Genomic DNA, 17,709 nt, shown 5'->3' on the forward strand with positions numbered 1-17,709 from the left:
TCAGAATAAGGTCTTACAATGAAATGTTTATACACAACTGAAAAAAATGTTCTTATATTGATAGCTCTCCTAAAGGCAAATAACATTAAAAAGGTTATAGCCTCACCCGGAACTACAAACTGCGCTTTTATAGGTAGCATTCAAAATGATTCTTTTTTTACTATTTATTCTTCAGTTGATGAGCGCTCTGCTGCGTATATGGCTTGTGGTATTGCCGCTGAAACTGGTGAACCAGTGGTAATCAGCTGTACTGGCGCTACGGCATCGCGTAATTATCTACCTGGTTTAACAGAGGCGTTTTATCGTAAATTGCCTATTTTAGCTATTACATCAATGCAGACTTTTTCTAAAGTAGGGCATCATGTTGCGCAAGTGATCGATCGAAGTGTCATTCAAAAAGATGTAGCTAAACACAGTGTAGCCTTACCTGTCGTGAAGGATGATGATGATTATTGGGACTGTGAAGTAAAAGTAAACACTGCTATATTAGAGCTGGTCCGCCATGGCGGTGGCCCTGTGCATATTAATTTACCAACAACTTATACGCTTCCTTTTACCACACAAGAATTACCTAACCCGAGATTGATGCGCCGATATACAAGCCATGTTGAGTTACCAGCGTTACAAGGTAAGGTTGCCGTTTTAGTTGGCTCACATAAAACTTGGCAGACACATGAAATTGAAGCGCTAGAGACATTTTGTACTACTTATAATGCTGTAGTTTTTTGTGACCACACTAGTGGTTATCATGGCAAATTCCGTGTACAGTTTTCGTTAGTTGCGGCTCAAGAATTGCTACTGCTCAATGCTTTTAGACCGGATATATTAGTGCATATTGGCGAAATAACAGGCGATTATCCGCTTTTGTCTTTGGTAGGGAAGCAAGTTTGGCGTGTGAGTGAAGATGGTGAAATTCGTGATACTTTCCGTCGGCTTACAAATGTTTTTGAAATGCCTGAACATGTCTTTTTTAGCCATTATGCACAAAAAAACTCTGCCACACCCGTTACCAACAATTATCTAGCCGATTGCCAAAAGATATTGGGTCAAGTGCGCAGTAAAGTTCCTGATTTACCATTTTCTAACATCTGGTTGGCGTTTCAAATTGCGCATAAACTGCCAGATAATTCCGTCATTCATTTTGGTATTCTGAATAGTTTACGTACTTGGAACTTTTTTGATCTACCTCCGAGTGTGACATCCGCATCTAATGTTGGCGGTTTTGGTATCGATGGTATTCTTTCGACCATTATAGGTGCTTCGTTAGTTAACCCTGAACGCCTATATTTTACCATTTTGGGTGATTTAGCCTTTTTCTATGATATGAATGTTATTGGTAATCGCCATGTAGGTAACAATCTGCGTATCTTGATGGTGAATAATGGCAAAGGAACTGAGTTTAGGCAATATAACCATCATGCATCATATTTTGGTGATGCGGCTGATGAGTTTGTCGCAGCAGCAGGGCATTATGGCAATCAATCACCTACGTTAGTTAAAAATTATGCTGAAAATCTTGGTTTTGAGTATATAAGCGCTAAAAACAAAGATGAGTTTGAGAAGGTATATCAGCAATTTGTTAGTGCACAACCCACTAATAAACCAATAGTGTTCGAGGTATTCACTAACAGTCAAGATGAAAGTGATGCATTGGCCATGATGCATAGCATCGAGCAAAGCAAATCCAGCAAAGCTAAACAAATTACTAAGCAAGTGCTTGGCCAACGTGGTATTCGACTTTTGAAAAAATTACTAAAGAGTTAAAGAGTTAAAGCAGAGCTGCACTATTAATAGTATGTTGCGTGCGGTAATTTATTAATTTTTATAGAAAGTACTTAAACGGCAAATATTTAATGAAAATCGCTATTCTTACTCAGCCACTTCACAATAACTACGGCGGTTTGCTACAAGCATTTGCGCTGCAACATTACTTAAAAAATCAAGGTCACGATGTACTAACTGTAGATTTTGTATGGAACCACAAGCAACGCTATTTTGGTATTAAATCCATTATAGGTAATGCAATTCGTAAATATGTGCTATGTAGGCCTCTAAAAAGCATTTTCTCCATAACAGATGAACAAAAACGTGTCATTGGTCAACACACGAACCGCTTTACTGCTGAACATGTTCGCACAACACAAGGAATTTACTCTGTCGCTGAATTTACTTATATCAGCCAATATGGATTTGACGCTTATATAGTCGGAAGTGATCAGGTATGGCGGCCTGCTTATTCTCCTGGTATGTCGGCCTTCTTTTTATCATTTCTGAGCAATGAGGATAAAGCAAAACGCGTCGCTTATGCTGCATCGTTCGGAGTCGATAATTGTAATGAGTTTAGTGCTGAACAGTTGGCCGAATATGCGCCATTATTGCAGCGTTTTGATGCCATTGGTGTGCGTGAAGATAGTGCTGTTGATTTGTGTAAGCTGCATTTTGGCGCCATTGCAGAGCATGTAATTGACCCTACCCTGCTATTAAATAAAGAAATCTATTGCGATTTGGTGGTACAAGATAATATCCCAACAAATAATGGCAATATGATGGTATATGTGCTCGATAGCGCACGAGAAAAGCAACAGATTATTCAGCTTGTAGCGAGCGAGTGTGGATTAAAGCCTTTTACCGTGATGCCTGAGCAAAATGGAATTTATCCGCCAGTGACACAGTGGCTGCGTGGCTTTATGGATGCAGAATATGTGGTCACCGACTCTTTTCACGGTGTAGTTTTTTCTATTATTTTCAATAAGCCTTTTATTGCTATCGGTAATTATGATCGAGGTTTAGCACGTTTTACTTCTGTGTTAAAAATGTTTGGCCTAGAGCAAAGATTGATTTTTAGTCCTGAAGAGTTAAGCGCCGAGCTTATTAACCAACCGATTGATTTTGCAAAAGTGAACCAGCTAAAAGCTGAAAAACAGCAATATGCTAGGACGTTTTTAAACCAAGCATTAAAAGCTAAATAATAAGATGAATGACAACATGCCACTTAATCCCGCTCCAAAAGTTTCCGTAATTGTACCGGTATATAACACTGAGCTATATGTCGAACGGGCAATCGTTAGCTTGATGGAACAAACTCTAGATGATGTGCAATTTATTATCATCGACGATGGCTCTAAGGATAATTCTTTTAATCTCATTAAAAAGGTGATCGCACGCTACCCTGAGCGTGAGTCGCAGGTAATCCTAATGAGCCGTCAAAACAGAGGTGTAGCCGCCACTCGTGCGCAGGGCTTGGAACTCGCTACTGGTGAGTATGTTATTCATCTAGACAGTGACGATTGGGCTGAACTCAATTGGCTACAAGTGATGTACACTAAGGCAATGGAAGAAAATGCCGATGTGGTGGTATGTGATTATTTTGAAGAGTTCGATAATAAACAATTATTAGTTAATCAAGCAGACATAAAAAGTGGCTTAGATGGAGTAAAAAAATTATTCTGTGGAGGTATATCTAACTCTAACTGGAATAAAATGGTTTCTCAAAAACTTATGAAAGATAATAATATATGTTTCCAAGCTGGATTAGATATGGGGGAGGATTTCATTGTAAGTTTTATGGTTTTTTTCTATTCAAAAAAAGTAAAGTCAATTTGTAGTCCTCTTTATCACTATAACAGGTCTAATGTAAATGCTTTAACACAGAATTACTCATCAAAAGCCTTGGCTGACTTAGTTAAAACTGTGGATTTTGTAGAGTTATTTTTGATGCGCAATTATGCATGTGAAGAACTGCATGAAGAAATTTTAAATTTAAAAATGAATACCAAGTCTTTACACATAATTTCATCTCATATAGAGAAATTTCTAGTAATTAAAGCATTCGAAATTTATCCTGAAACTCATCCGTATATTTTAAAATCAAAGCTTACAACTTTAAAAATTTGTTACTTATTATACACTTTAAGATTATTGCCTTTATGTAGGCTAGTTTTATTATCTAGAACGTTAATTAAATTGGTAAGGTAATGATTGTAGAAGTGTAATGCTTCTTAGCTGAAAGCTTAATTTTATGTATAGCAAATGTCTTTAAATAATAGGTATGAGAATTAAATGTTAAAAAAAAACAATTGGTTGTCGCATAAAATTTTGTTGTATTATACAGTTTTTATATTTTTTTTTCTTATAGCAAATAAATTAAAAATAGATGTTGGATTTTCTTTAACTCCTGCAATTGCTCTACTGCCAATTACAATATTTATTTTATTTTTGAAAAAGGTTAGGTTTTCATTTGATAGATTAGATGCAGCTTTATTTATATTTTATTTTTTTTGCATTTCATCCTTTGTTTATTCAATAAATCTAGAACTCACATTTAGGTTTGCGCTTGGTGTTTTTGTGTTTTTTTTATTATTGATTACATCAAGAAAATTACTTGTTTTTAATGATATTTTCTTTGTGTTGGATAGGGTTGCGTCTCTTTTTATTATATTTTGTTTGTTTTTTTACTTAATAGGAATTACAAGGTTACCTTCTCTGGTTGAACACCAAACATATTATGGGGTTTTTATTGAAAAGGGTATACCCAGGTTAACGGGTGTAACCATGGACCCTAATTTCGCAGCCTTATGCTTATCATTTTTTTCTATATATTTAATAAGTAGGTTTAAATATAAATTGGCAGGAATTGCTTTTGTCTTATCAGTTCTTACATTATCAAGAAGTGGTCTTTTTAGTTTAATGTGTGGCTTAATTTTTTATTTTTTTTACTCTAGAGTAAGTATTTCAAAAAAACTATTGTATTTTTTCTCCTTCTTTACTCTTGCTTTGGTTTTATACTATCTTCTAAATAGCAATTATTTGAACTTAATTCTTGAAAAACGAATGGCTGGCATAGAAAATGGTGCAGGGCGCTTTGATTTATGGTCTGCTGCATTAAATTTTTTTTATGAAAGGCCTTTCCTTGGTTCTGGTGCATTTACCTTTCGTGAACGTTATGAACGTTTTAGTGGTGAGGCTAAATTTGCTCATAATACGTTAGTTGAGATAGCTGTTGAATTTGGGTTGTTTGGTTTTATTTTATTTGTGATTATTCTGTTTTTTTTATTTTTAAAAATAAAAAAATCCATTAAATTAATGCCTGAAATATTCTTTTTGATGCCGGCTTTTATTTTGTTTTTTATTATGCTAAATACGTTGTCTATGTATATAAATTCAGTTTTTATATTTTTCATATTGGTTTTTACTGCTAAATATCAAAGACAAGCAAACTGCTTACACTTAAATGGATAGACTATGTTACAGTTGACTATTGCAATCTCCACAATATCAAATCGTATAGAAAGTTTGAATTTATTACCAATTGAAAAAATTCAGTATGTAATAGTTCATCAGGAACCAGATCATGCATCAGATGAATTTGTTAAATCACTAGTTACACGTCCTGATGTTATTTATGTACCATTAGTAGAAAAAGGATTATCTGTAAGCAGAAATGCAGCAATTGCCAACTCAACAGGTGATTATGTGTTGATAATGGATGATGATGTAGAATTTTCAATTGAAGCAATATATGAATTGGTAGAAAAGATTAAACAAGATGCTGACATAGATATCATTACTTATTATCATAAATATACCAATGGTAAAACCACCTTAAAAAATAAAACTGCTTATATACATAATCTATTTAATATTGCAAACCCATCATCCATAGATCTTTGTTTTAAAAGACACTCAATATTGAATTTTAAAATTAAATTCGATGAGGATTTCGGCTTAGGTGCTATCTATCCTTCGGGTGAGGAAATGATTTTTCTTGCTGATTGTTTAAAGTCTGGTTTAAAAGCAAAACGTTATCCTATAGAAATTTGTACTCACCCTCCTATTACATCAGGTGATGATTTTTTTACAACAAAGCAAAAAACAATGGCTAAAGCAGCTATGTTTAATCGGGTTTATAATGAGATTGGGCCTTTCCTCTATATTTTGTTTGTAATCAAAAAGTGGCCGATAGCTTGGCGTGCAGGTTATGGTAAAGATTTTATATATAATGCACTTAGTAGCTTGATAGAAGACAAACCTAGAACATCTTAAACAAAATTTTTATCTATATAGTAAGCTTTCATTTAATTCTACTTTCACTAATATTTTTATTATTAAACTCGCAAAAACACGTGGGAATAATTTAATTTTTCTTATAGTCAATAAAGCTGATTATGTTAGTATTTAACTATTGCTGGTTAAAAATAAACTGAGCATTAAGTTTGAAATTTGCTTGGGTGCTTTATCATATTAAGTTGCGAGTTAATGCTCGATGGTACAATATTTATTAGTTTACTGCATTGAATTTCCAGTTTATATAAGTAACACATAAATATATTCACTCAACAATTTATCCTTTTTACCGTAGTGTTTCTGACGCACTACGCAAGCCTACTTTGGTTGTTTGCTTGGGTCTTGATGTTTGGAAAGTGCTGAGAGAAAGCACTGATTGTCATGAAGTTATTGCACTCAAAAAAGTGCATAAGTTCATAGTATGAGGTGCCTATAAAATCATATGTATGTGTTAAAAATATGCCCACGATCTCGCCCAGTTTATTATAGTGTTATCGATATTAATTCTTAATTATTTTTGTTTAAGGTAAAATGTAATAATGGTGAAGAATGAACCTTTAGTTAGCGTAATTATGCCAGCTTATAACGTAAGAAAAACTATAGTTAGATCTATACAAAGTGTAATAAGCCAAACTTACTCCAGTTGGGAGTTAATTGTAGTTGATGACTGTTCTACTGATGATACTATCGAACTTGTAAGGAAAATTGATGATCCTCGAATTCGAGTGATTGTACTTCCAGAAAATTCTGGTTCACCAGCTTTACCAAGAAATGTAGGTATTGATAATTCAATGGGGCAGTATATTGCTTTTCTAGATTCAGACGATTGTTGGCGAGTAAATAAGTTAAACGTTCAAGTCAATTTAATGTTGGAATCAAAATCTTATTTTTCTTGCACTGGTTATAGCATTTTAAGTGAAGGTAAAGTTATTAAATACTTGATGCCTCCGTTAAATGTTGATTATAGAATGTTATTAACAAATAACACTATAGGTTGCCTTACTGCGATTTTGCACAAAGACATCCTAGGAGAACTTAGATTCCCGAAATGCGGCCATGAGGATTATGCATTATGGCTAAAAATACTCAAGAAAAATAATTCAGTTTTAGGTGTTCAATCTGATTTGGCTGAATATAATTTGCTACCCGAGTCAGTGAGTTCATCCAAATTTAGGATGATTCCTTTTTTTTGGAACATTTATCGAAATCAGGAAGGCTTTACATGTACGCGCAGCGTTGTTTTTTGTTTCAAATATTTTTTTAATGTTGTTTTTTTTAAATATAAAAAAAGTCAGGTTTAATCGTGTCAAAAATACTTGTTACAGGTGTTACAGGGTTTGTTGGTCATAACTTAGTTGAACGCTTTTCAAAAGATTTATTCAGATGTGTTGTTAGGGATAATATGATATCTGAAGCAAGTGATTTTTTCAGCGTTGATAGTATTGATAATGATACAGACTGGAGTGGGGCTTTCGATAATATCAATTGCGTAATTCACATAGCAGGATTATCTCATAAAAGAGAAAAAAAACTCGAGGATTTTAGATGTGTTAATGTCAGTGGTACAATGAGGCTAGCATCCAAGGCTGCTTATCATGGGGTGAAACGTTTTGTTTTTGTAAGCTCGATTGGCGTTAACGGGCCATCAACTGATCTGGAGGTATTTACTCCTTCCGCTAAAGTTCTACCGCATAATGCTTATGCTCAGTCAAAATGTGAGGCGGAATCTTGTTTGAATAAATTAGCATATGAAACTGGTCTTGAAGTTGTAATTATTCGTCCCACTTTAGTCTATGGGCCAGATGCACCTGGTAATTTCGGTATACTCACAAAGTTAGTAAAAAAATTTCCGATACTACCTTTCGGTCTGGCTACCAATAAACGTGACTTTATTTCGGTACAGAATTTAGCTGATTTGCTGATGATTTGTGCTACTCACCCAAATGCTGCTGGACATATTTTTTTGGCCTCCGATGGTGAAACTGTTTCTATCAAACATTTTACAAACGCCATTGCCGAAGGGTTAGGTAAGAAGGTGTTTCAATTGCCAATACCAGTCAGCTTGATTAGATTGGTGGGTAAGTTAATCGGTAAATCTGCCGTTGTAGAGCAGTTATTTGGTAATTTACAAGTTGACTCTTCCAATATAAAGGAAGTACTGGATTGGACACCGCCATTAACAATGAAGCAAGCCATGGCTACACTACGTGATTCAGGTAAATAAAGCTTATGATTCGTTTAATTGATTTTTTAGCTGCATTTTTTGGTTTGTTATTTCTATGGCCAATATTATTAATCGTAACCATTATTGGTTTGTTTGATACGGGCTCACCGATATTTATCCAAACTCGTATCGGTAAACATAAAAAACCGTTCAATTTGATTAAGTTCCGTACTATGTCTTTGGAGACGAAATCCGTAGCTAGTCATTTGGCCAGTAATGCATCTATTACAAAACTGGGTAGCTTTTTACGAAAGACTAAAATTGACGAATTACCGCAACTCATAAATGTACTTAAAGGAGAAATGAGTTTAGTTGGTCCCCGTCCTAACCTTTTTAATCAAGAAGAGTTGATTGCTGAACGTGATGCTCTCGGTGTTTATGACGTACTACCAGGAGTGACGGGATTGGCTCAGGTTCAAAATATTGATATGTCAACACCACAGCTGTTAGCCGAGACTGATAAACAGATGATAAATACTTTGAATATCAAAAGCTATTTTAAGTATATCTTAATGACTGTGACAGGTAGTGGTTCAGGTGACGCCGTTAAATAGGCCTAATCTGATAACAGGTCAAAATTGTCCTACTTATTGTAATTGGGGGCTGATGTCAAATTGGTCCGTTTTAATAATGATTGTTAATTGGATAAATTGACTTTGTACGGTTTGTAGTTCACTACGTTTAATGTTGTTTGAGTTATATTAATGGTACACATTCAGCATAAGCTCACACCGTCGAGATAAGCTTTGATTGATTCTGCTTGTTACCAATGACTCAGGCTTCTCCACTCACAGCTCAATACCGGTGCCACTCAAGCCCCATGGTGCTATAATTCCTATCCTCGCATGTTAGAGTTTTAGCGGCTTATAGCTAAACTTTTTGGCTAAATTATGAATGTTATTTATTTGGAGCGAAAAATGGAGTTTTTGCAAGGTTTATTCCGTTTAAAGCGTGCTCACAAGCGTATGGTGAGCGTTGTTATTGATTCTGTTTTCCTTTGTTTTGCATTCTGGGCAGCATTATTGGTGCGTCTTGACGATGTCAGCGTGCTTGTTAATGGGGCCTATTGGGCATTACTCATGGTTGTTGTTCCCTTGAGTATTGTTGGTTTTGCAAAGTTAGGTTTGTATCGAGCCGTATTACGTTACATGGGACTACAAGCACTTACTGCAATATTGTTTGGTGTTATTGCTTCAACAATATGTCTGGTTATAGTGGCCTATTATTCTGAGGCGCAGTTACCTCGTACTGTGCCTATCATTTACGCTGCTTTTGCCTTAGTTTTTGTTGGCGGGACGCGTGCGATGGTGCGCTCGCTTGTTGGATCAGGTATGAAGCGGGTTGGTGAACCTGTGGTGATCTATGGTGCCGGTGTGAGTGGTAGGCAAACTGCAATTGCACTTGCGCAAAGTCATGAGTACCATCCCTTTGCTTTTGTTGATGATGATGAAACTTTGCAAGGTACTGTTATTCAAGGTCTGCATGTACATAATCCTAAAGAGCTGCGTAAATTGCTCAAACAAAAAGCTACTGCGCGCGTACTGTTAGCAATTCCGAGTGCTTCGCGTTCACGTAGGCAAGAAATTATCCATCAACTCGAACCTTTGGCAGTAAAAGTCATGACTTTGCCTGCTATGGCAGATTTAGTGAGTGGTGAAAAATTATTTAGTGATGTTAAAGAGGTTGAGATTGAAGATTTACTCGGCCGTGATTCTGTTGCTCCACGAGAGAATCTGTTGACTGCGAATATTAAAAATAAAGTCGTGATGGTGACGGGGGCCGGTGGTTCTATCGGTTCTGAGTTATGCCGACAAATTTTAAAACAGGCGCCTAAAAAATTAGTACTGTTTGAGTTATCTGAATTTGCACTGTACTCCATTGAACGGGAACTTTCTGCAACCGCTCATGATCTGGGAATTGATATTGAAATTTTACCCATGATGGGTTCTGTGCAGCGCGAAAATCGTGTCCAGGCCGTAATGCAGGCTTTTAAAGTGCAAACAGTTTACCATGCAGCAGCTTACAAACACGTGCCGTTAGTTGAGCACAATGTGGTAGAAGGGGTGCGTAATAACGTATTTGGCACTTTGTATACTGCCAGAGCGGCAATAGCAGCAAAAGTAGAAACTTTTGTTTTAGTTTCTACCGATAAAGCAGTAAGGCCCACCAATATCATGGGCACAACTAAGCGTATGGCTGAATTGGCATTACAGGCGTTATCGAAAGAGTCGCACCAAACGCGCTTTTGTATGGTGCGTTTTGGTAATGTGCTTGGTTCTTCAGGATCGGTAGTGCCATTGTTCCGCAAACAAATCGCTAATGGTGGTCCGATCACGGTAACCCATCCAAAAATTACTCGTTTCTTTATGACTATCCCTGAAGCTTCACAGCTGGTCATTCAAGCTGGCGCTATGGGTAAGGGTGGAGATGTATTCGTGCTTGATATGGGAAAGTCAGTAAAAATTGTTGATTTAGCTACGAAAATGATTCGTTTGAGCGGTTTTGAGGTAAAAGATGAAGCTAATCCTGATGGCGATATTGCCATTGAGTTTAGTGGTTTGCGTCCGGGTGAAAAACTTTTTGAAGAGTTGCTGATCGGTGATGATGTGACTGGAACCGACCACGAGCGGATTATGACTGCGAACGAAACATATTTACCTTGGTCTGAGTTAGAGCAAATTCTTAATCGTTTAGACAAAGCTTGCCATGAATTTAACCATGAGGCAATTCGAGAGATTTTACTCGCTGCGCCAACAGGTTTTGCACCAACTGATGGAATTTGTGATCTAGTATGGCAAGAAAAGAAATCATCCAATCCTAGCGCTGTTAAAGCTAAAGTGGTTACTCTGGTTTCTTAGTTTCTTACTAGTTATTTTAAAAAGCCAAATCAGGTTTGATTTGGCTTTTTTCGTTTATAACTGTTTTTAAGGATTTTGTATGTCTAGGAAGTATTTTGGAACTGATGGTGTGCGTGGCAAAGTTGGCTCTTTCCCTATTACGCCTGATTTTGCGATGAAGTTAGGTTGGGCGGCTGGCACTGTGCTGGCGTCCACTGGCACTAAAGAAGTACTGATTGGTAAAGATACTCGTAGCAGTGGTTATATGCTTGAGTCGGCTATGGAAGCGGGGTTTTCTGCTGCGGGGGTAAATGTGGCTTTGATTGGCCCTATGCCGACACCCGCGGTGGCGTATTTGGCGTCGACGTTTCGCGCTGACGCAGGGGTGGTGATCAGCGCTTCACACAATCCATTTTATGATAATGGCATTAAGTTTTTTTCTAATTCCGGCACTAAGTTAAATGATGCCCAAGAACTTGAAATCGAAGCCTTGTTAGAAATGGCGCTTAACCAGAATGCAATGCAGTGTGTTGCCTCTGAAAAACTGGGTAAAGTACGCCGTATTGATGATGCTGCCGGTCGTTATATTGAGTTTTGCAAAGGCACTTTTCCAAATCATTTATCTCTAGCGGGATTGAAGATTGTTGTCGATAGCGCCCATGGTGCTGCATACCATATTGCGCCTAATGTTTACCGTGAACTTGGTGCTGAAGTGATTAGCATCAATGATAAACCTAACGGTGTGAATATAAATGATCACTGTGGTGCGACGCATTTAGACAGTTTGCAAACTGCGGTTATGGTGCATGAAGCTGATTTAGGTATTGCGCTCGATGGTGATGCTGACCGTGTTATGTTTGTCGATCACAATGGCCATGTGGTTGATGGTGATGAGATTTTATTCATCCTTGCCCAAGCTGCCCACCGCAAAGGTGAAATGTCTGGTGGAGTGGTTGGTACCTTAATGTCAAATCTTGGCTTAGAGTTAGCCTTAAGAAAGATGGAGATACCTTTTATACGCGCTAATGTGGGCGATCGCTATGTGGTTGAACAGCTTAAAGCGACTGGCTGGCAACTTGGCGGTGAAGGTTCAGGACATATATTGAGCTTGCAATATGCTTCAACGGGTGATGGAATTGTTGCATCCTTACAGGTACTTAAAGCTGTATTAGAGTCCCAGAAGAGTTTGTCTGAGATTAAAGCTGGCATGACTAAACTTCCTCAAGTGTTAATTAATGTGCGTTTGACCACGGCTGATGCTGACAGCATTTTAGCGACAAACAGCGTACAGCAAGCTGTGATTAAAGCCGAAGGGATCTTAGGTGACCAAGGGCGTGTGTTGCTGCGTAAATCGGGTACAGAGCCGCTTATTCGGGTAATGGTCGAATCTACCGATAATCTTATGACGCAGACTCAAGCTGAATATATCGCAGATGCGGTACGAGCAGCCTAAACCTGAAGTTTGTGATGCTTAACTGTTTTAAGCGTTCATTCTTTTTTAAATGCCAATTCATTTGAATTGGCATTTTTTGTTTTAGGTTGTTTGATAGATATTTTGTAGGAGTTTTTGGTTATATGACAAGGTGGGTTTAATTGATTAAGGCAAGTTCTTTTAACCTTTTACTTTTTGGGTTAGCGATATGTGAATACGCATTACCAGTGGAGCCTGCATTATCGGTTCTGCCTTGGTCCTTATGCTGATTGGTCAAACGACGTTACAGACCTGGGCATGATGTGCGTTATGCCATTGATGCGAGCAAGATCCAGAGAGAACTTGGTTGGCAACCATTAGAGTCCTTCGATTCTGGGCTCAGAAAAACTGTCGAGTGGATAGTGGCTCGGTATTTTAACGCGCCAAATTGAGTAATATTGGAGCTTAACCTGTAAATACTGTTATAGGGGACAGGCAGTAATAGACACTTTAAGTAGTCTACTTGGTCTTGTTGTTTTTAACGTTATACCATCCCCTTGTTGGAAAACGAGAATATCATAGGGCATGATCTTGATAACCTGGCCATTGTGCTCCCATGTCACGATATCTAAGCAGCAAAGTATTTGGATGATAGGGACGTAAGCTTCAGTTTTTTGCAGTTCATTTGGATAGTTGTTTGAGGTTGCAATCTGTTCTTCGATAAATGTGTCATCAAAGCTAAGTTTTTGCGTATGCGCTTTAAATGCGCCGCGTTTGGTCATGACATTGAAATCAATAACATCACTGCCTAATAATTGACTTGTTATTGAGGTTTCACCAGTAAAGCAGAATGGGCTATCTGTGGGTGTGAGTCGTTTATACTCAGTTGTATCTGTATTTCCTGATATCTTTTCTCCAGCTCCAAGGCCATTTATCTGTTTTGTCCTTTCATGACTATTGATGCTGAGTTCAACACCATCACCTTTCAGAATGACCAGTTGCCTGTCTATGCCAATAAATGATGAAAAAGGTCCGTTGCTGCTAATACTTGCAATGCTGATCCGATAATCAAATTCAGTAAATTCGGCATTGATGGGGGAAATGAGTAGCTGTTTTGTGCTTCCACCACCATTTTTCCATGGCGTTGATGGGCAATCTTGATAGCGGATCAGTTGTATGCTGTTATTCAAAATCACCTCTTTATTGGTTAAGAAGGTTTGATTCGCCTTTCTTAGCTTCACAACTTCTAAAGCATGGCTTTGCGATTGCAGAACATTTCTGTGTGACTTATGGATAACGGTACGGAGGCTTTGCTCTTACGGTCAGTGCAGCGTTCCGTTATCCATAATCTAATACCGCAGCTGAGTGCTAGCTGCCAGCTCTGCTTTTATAGACCTTTCTTTTTCAACACATAATTTGCAGCAAGTTCACCGGTGATCCGTTTGCCTTCAGTGTCTAACATGATCAACTGATTTTCACCGACCAAATATTGTGTACCATCTTCTAGAGTGATTTTCTGGCCCAGTTCGTCCCATGTCACTTTACCCATCAGTTTTAAAATCTTTTCATCTTTACCTAAATAAACTGTTTCTTGAACAAAGCTATTATCAGCTTGCAAAGTGATTAGGGTTTGCATTCCTTCACAACTGGCGCAAGGCAATACGCCTTCATAACTACCAGCCCAATCGAGCGAGTTTTGGCTGGTATCACCTACTGGGATGGATTTTGCCGCTTCTGTTTGAGCTTGGGCTGTATTGACTGCCGTTTCTTCTTTTGGGGCTTCTGAGCAAGCCGTGGTGAATAAAGCCAGCAGTGCGATGTAACATAGTGATTTTTTCATAGTAGCTCCAATAGAAATTTTGGGAATTATGCATCAAGTGCACTCATCATACCCGCCAAGGCTAGGATAGGCTAACTTTTGCTATTTCTATTTTTATAACAATAGCTTAAGTTGTTTTTGTGTGGGTTTTAAGTGGCCACTATGTTAGTTGTTAGTCCTAAGCGGTAATTAATGGGATGATAATTTATCCTTTGAAACTAGTCACTTTCAAGATTGAATCTATACTAAAACGTAACTATTCATCGTAAACGGTGGTTTTGTGGCGTTATTTAAGAAAAGTGCTGATGTTATCGAAGATACATCCCATAAGCCTAAACAAGGCATTTGGAAGGTGGCCATTATTGATGATGAACCTGGGATCCATGATGTCACTCGATTTGCGTTAAAAAATCTGACCTTAGATAATCGAGTCTTGCAGTTCTACTCCTGTTACAGCGCTGCTGAAGGTTTAACATTATTTCAAACTGAATCAGATATCGCCTTGGCCTTTATTGATGTCGTCATGGAAACCGATCATGCAGGCTTAGAGCTAGTCCAAAAAATTCGCACTGAATTAAATAACCACAGTACCCGCATTATTTTGCGTACGGGTCAGCCGGGGCAAGCACCTGAAGAGCAAGTTATTCGAGATTTTGACATTAACGATTATAAAGCTAAAACAGAGCTCACCGCGGCTCGGCTTAAGTCTTGTGTGTACACGTCATTGCGCTCCTATCGCGATATAAAAATTATCGAGCAAAGCCAAAAGGGGATGGAAAAAGTGATTGCAGCTTCCACCTCTGTACTTAAGAGCCATACATTGCATAACTTTGGTAGTGCAGTGCTCGAACAGACCTTGCAGCTGCTCAATCTTGAAAGCTCGGCTCTTTATCTCACGAGTTATCATCAAGACCTTTACCTCGATACTCAAATGAATCTGCTGGCCGCCACGGGAGATATGATCAGTTACTTTGAAGGTGGAAGCGTTGAGACTCTGCCAGGGGATGTGCGTGAACATATTATTGAAGCGATAGCGCTAAAAACGTCGCTGATCCGTGACAATATTTATGTTGGATTTTATGAGCTTAGTGGTCATGTTACCAGTATTCTCTATTTACAACACAACACTAAGTTAACGGATTTTCAAGTCAGCATTCTTGAGCTATTTGCGGCAAATGTGAGCTTAACCTTTGAGAACTTATCGGGCCGCGAAAATGTGCAGCAGACGCAAAGGGAGCTAATTTTAATCATTGGAGATGCTATTGAGCAGCGTAGTAAGGAGACTGGAGCCCATGTGCGCCGCGTAGCGCGCATGACAGAAATGCTCGCGATTGCCATTGGTATGAAGGCAGACTTTATCGAAACCATTCGTTATGCGGCGCCTCTTCATGATGTAGGCAAAATCGGTATCCCTGAGAGTATTTTACATAAACCCGGTAAACTCGACGCCGAGGAATGGGCGATTATGCAAACCCACGCAGAGAAGGGCTATAACCTGTTGGTTGGCTCAAATCGTATCATTGCCAAAATGGGCGCTAGAATTGCTTATACTCATCATGAACGTTGGGATGGGCAAGGCTATCCCCGTGGGCTATCGCAGGAAGACATTCCTATTGAAGGCCGCCTGATGGCGATTGTTGATGTCATTGATGCTTTGCTTTCCAAGCGAAGTTACAAAGAGGCTTGGTCTGTTGAGGCGGTGCGCGAGTACATCTTAGCGCAATCTGGTAAACAGTTTGATCCTGTGTTATGTGAAGCCAGCCTTGATTTGTTAGATGTGTTTGCCTCCCTACATATTCACATTCCGGATGAGCCGCTATGACCCGAATGCTTGATCGAATTTTATTTGATGTCAGTAAGTCTCAGGTTATTGATGAGGGGGATCTCATTCAAGCATCACAACTTATCGTGAGCTCAATTTGTAAGGGATTACAGATCTCTCGGGCGGGCATTTGGTTGTTGAGTCCGGATAATCAGAGCATCACTTGTTATTATTCACTCGACAATCAGCAGCCACAAGAAGCGTTAGTGCTCACTCGCGCGCAGTTTCCCCATTACTTTAGCCTGCTCGACAATGAGCGCACAATTGTCGCCAATAAGGCGCAAACGGATCCCGCCACTAAAGAATTTGTCGAAACCTATCTGAAACCGAATCAGATCAGCTCTTTGTTGGATAGTCCTATTCGTCACCACGGAAAAATGGTGGGGATTATTTGTTCTGAGCATCAAGGTGAGGCGAGGGAATGGACTCGGGATGAGAAGGCCTTTGCCTCGGCACTCGCCGACCTTTTTGGTCGAGCCATGAGTGCTAAAGAGATAATTGAATATCAGCAACAGCTCAAGCTCATTAATACCGATCTTGAGCAGAAAGTTGAGCTGCGCACCGCAGAGCTTGAAACGGCATTATCGACTTTAAAATCAACCCAAAAGCACTTAATTGAAAATGAAAAAATGGCGGCCTTAGGCAGCTTAGTCGCCGGTGTTGCCCATGAAGTGAACACCCCCCTTGGCATAGCTGTCACATCCGTGACCCATTGTTTGGATGAGTTATCCCTATTGAAAGGACTCTTTGAGAAAAACGAGCTCGATGAGGATAAATTTGTCAGCTTTATCAATACAATGCAGGATGGTTTATGCTTAATTGAACGTAATCTTTCCCGAGCAGCAGAACTGGTGCATAACTTTAAGCGTACTGCTGCAGATCAATCGATACTGGAACGCGAGCGCTTTAATCTGAAGAATTATATTTTTCAAATATTTAGTTCATTAAAACCCTTGATGCGTAAGAAAAATATCACTTTAAAAGTCGAACTTGACGATAATATTTTTATTGATTCTTACCCCGGTGCGATTGCACAAATTTTCACGAACTTAGTCGCGAACAGTTTTCGCCATGCTTTTCCCGATGATTTTGTCGGTGATAAGCAAATTGTGATAGTGGTTGAAAAAATGGCTTCGCAGATCAAGATGATTTATGAAGATAATGGCGTAGGCATGTCCGATGAAGTGAAAGCCAAAGCATTTGAGCCTTTTTTCACCACCGCAAGGCAGAGTGGCGGAACAGGTCTGGGGATGTCGATTATTTATAATCTGATCACACAAAAACTGAATGGTAATGTGTCACTCTTCTCTGAGCCTAATCAGGGGTTACGAATTGAGATGCTGATCCCTGAAAGTAGTAAAGGTTGAGATAGGTTAGCGTCTTCTTATATGTTTATTAAGTAAAAGACGAATTGAAATCTTACTGAGCCAAGATGGTATTTAGCTTTAGCGGTTTAATATTCTGTTGTTTTTCCTGCATTAACAGCCAACAGCCCTGTTATCCGTTCTTCCTGCTCGCGACATTTTGTATGCT

14 protein-coding genes and 1 pseudogene are annotated in these 17,709 nt (G+C 38.6%); 13 read left to right on the forward strand and 2 right to left on the reverse strand.

All coding sequences use genetic code 11. From position 1 onward, the window contains the following. The first annotated feature begins 18 nt into the window (after window positions 1–18). The 11 genes and pseudogenes from ACHA99_RS05430 to ACHA99_RS05480 all read left to right on the forward strand — a co-directional run. Complete coding sequence (locus ACHA99_RS05430; protein WP_393941538.1) at window positions 19–1,764, forward strand: thiamine pyrophosphate-binding protein; 1,746 nt, start codon at window positions 19–21, stop codon at window positions 1,762–1,764. 89 nt (window positions 1,765–1,853) lie between these two features. Next, window positions 1,854–2,969: a polysaccharide pyruvyl transferase family protein gene (locus tag ACHA99_RS05435; protein ID WP_393941540.1), complete on the forward strand. Its 1,116-nt coding sequence runs from the start codon at window positions 1,854–1,856 to the stop codon at window positions 2,967–2,969. Window positions 2,970–2,985: 16 nt separating this feature from the next. Next, window positions 2,986–3,975 (forward strand): glycosyltransferase family 2 protein, encoded by a 990-nt coding sequence (locus ACHA99_RS05440; protein WP_393941542.1) that lies wholly within the window; start codon window positions 2,986–2,988, stop codon window positions 3,973–3,975. An 84-nt stretch (window positions 3,976–4,059) separates the two neighbouring features. Beyond that, complete coding sequence (locus ACHA99_RS05445) at window positions 4,060–5,238, forward strand: O-antigen ligase family protein (RefSeq protein WP_393941544.1); 1,179 nt, start codon at window positions 4,060–4,062, stop codon at window positions 5,236–5,238. Between the two features lie 3 nt (window positions 5,239–5,241). Further along, window positions 5,242–6,042 carry a glycosyltransferase family 2 protein gene (locus tag ACHA99_RS05450; protein ID WP_393941546.1) on the forward strand — a complete coding sequence of 267 codons (801 nt, stop codon included), beginning with the start codon at window positions 5,242–5,244 and terminating at the stop codon, window positions 6,040–6,042. A 560-nt stretch (window positions 6,043–6,602) separates the two neighbouring features. Next, window positions 6,603–7,364, forward strand: coding sequence for a glycosyltransferase family 2 protein (locus ACHA99_RS05455; protein WP_393941548.1), 762 nt, complete (start codon window positions 6,603–6,605; stop codon window positions 7,362–7,364). A 2-nt stretch (window positions 7,365–7,366) separates the two neighbouring features. After that, entirely contained in the window at window positions 7,367–8,287 is a 921-nt protein-coding gene (locus ACHA99_RS05460) for an NAD-dependent epimerase/dehydratase family protein (RefSeq protein ID WP_393941550.1), read from the forward strand. 5 nt (window positions 8,288–8,292) lie between these two features. Then, complete coding sequence (locus ACHA99_RS05465) at window positions 8,293–8,841, forward strand: sugar transferase (protein ID WP_393941552.1); 549 nt, start codon at window positions 8,293–8,295, stop codon at window positions 8,839–8,841. Between the two features lie 363 nt (window positions 8,842–9,204). Continuing rightward, entirely contained in the window at window positions 9,205–11,145 is a 1,941-nt protein-coding gene (locus tag ACHA99_RS05470) for a polysaccharide biosynthesis protein (protein ID WP_393941554.1), read from the forward strand. A gap of 79 nt (window positions 11,146–11,224) precedes the next feature. Further along, window positions 11,225–12,577 (forward strand): phosphoglucosamine mutase, encoded by a 1,353-nt coding sequence (glmM, locus tag ACHA99_RS05475; RefSeq protein ID WP_393941556.1) that lies wholly within the window; start codon window positions 11,225–11,227, stop codon window positions 12,575–12,577. A 266-nt stretch (window positions 12,578–12,843) separates the two neighbouring features. Beyond that, window positions 12,844–12,987, forward strand: a pseudogene (locus ACHA99_RS05480) (GDP-mannose 4,6-dehydratase); the annotation flags it as partial. Window positions 12,988–13,017: 30 nt separating this feature from the next. On the opposite strand, the gene ACHA99_RS05485 reads toward ACHA99_RS05480, so the two are convergent. Together ACHA99_RS05485 and ACHA99_RS05490 are read right to left on the reverse strand one after the other, a co-directional pair. Next, window positions 13,018–13,725 (reverse strand): HutD family protein, encoded by a 708-nt coding sequence (locus ACHA99_RS05485; protein WP_393941558.1) that lies wholly within the window; start codon window positions 13,723–13,725, stop codon window positions 13,018–13,020. Between the two features lie 197 nt (window positions 13,726–13,922). Then, complete coding sequence (locus ACHA99_RS05490; protein WP_131523116.1) at window positions 13,923–14,375, reverse strand: copper resistance protein NlpE; 453 nt, start codon at window positions 14,373–14,375, stop codon at window positions 13,923–13,925. A 259-nt stretch (window positions 14,376–14,634) separates the two neighbouring features. Here ACHA99_RS05490 and ACHA99_RS05495 point away from each other — a divergent pair, with 259 nt between their 5' ends. Both ACHA99_RS05495 and ACHA99_RS05500 read left to right on the forward strand, forming a co-directional pair. Further along, complete coding sequence (locus tag ACHA99_RS05495) at window positions 14,635–16,176, forward strand: DUF3369 domain-containing protein (RefSeq protein WP_263139279.1); 1,542 nt, start codon at window positions 14,635–14,637, stop codon at window positions 16,174–16,176. Further along, window positions 16,173–17,543: an ATP-binding protein gene (locus ACHA99_RS05500; protein WP_393941561.1), complete on the forward strand. Its 1,371-nt coding sequence runs from the start codon at window positions 16,173–16,175 to the stop codon at window positions 17,541–17,543. Before ACHA99_RS05495 ends, ACHA99_RS05500 begins: the two co-directional genes overlap by 4 nt. Window positions 17,544–17,709: the final 166 nt, after the last annotated feature.

It is taken from the genome of Shewanella sp. S23-S33 (genome assembly GCF_043359565.1).
GTDB classification, from domain to species: Bacteria; Pseudomonadota; Gammaproteobacteria; order Enterobacterales; family Shewanellaceae; genus Shewanella; species Shewanella oncorhynchi.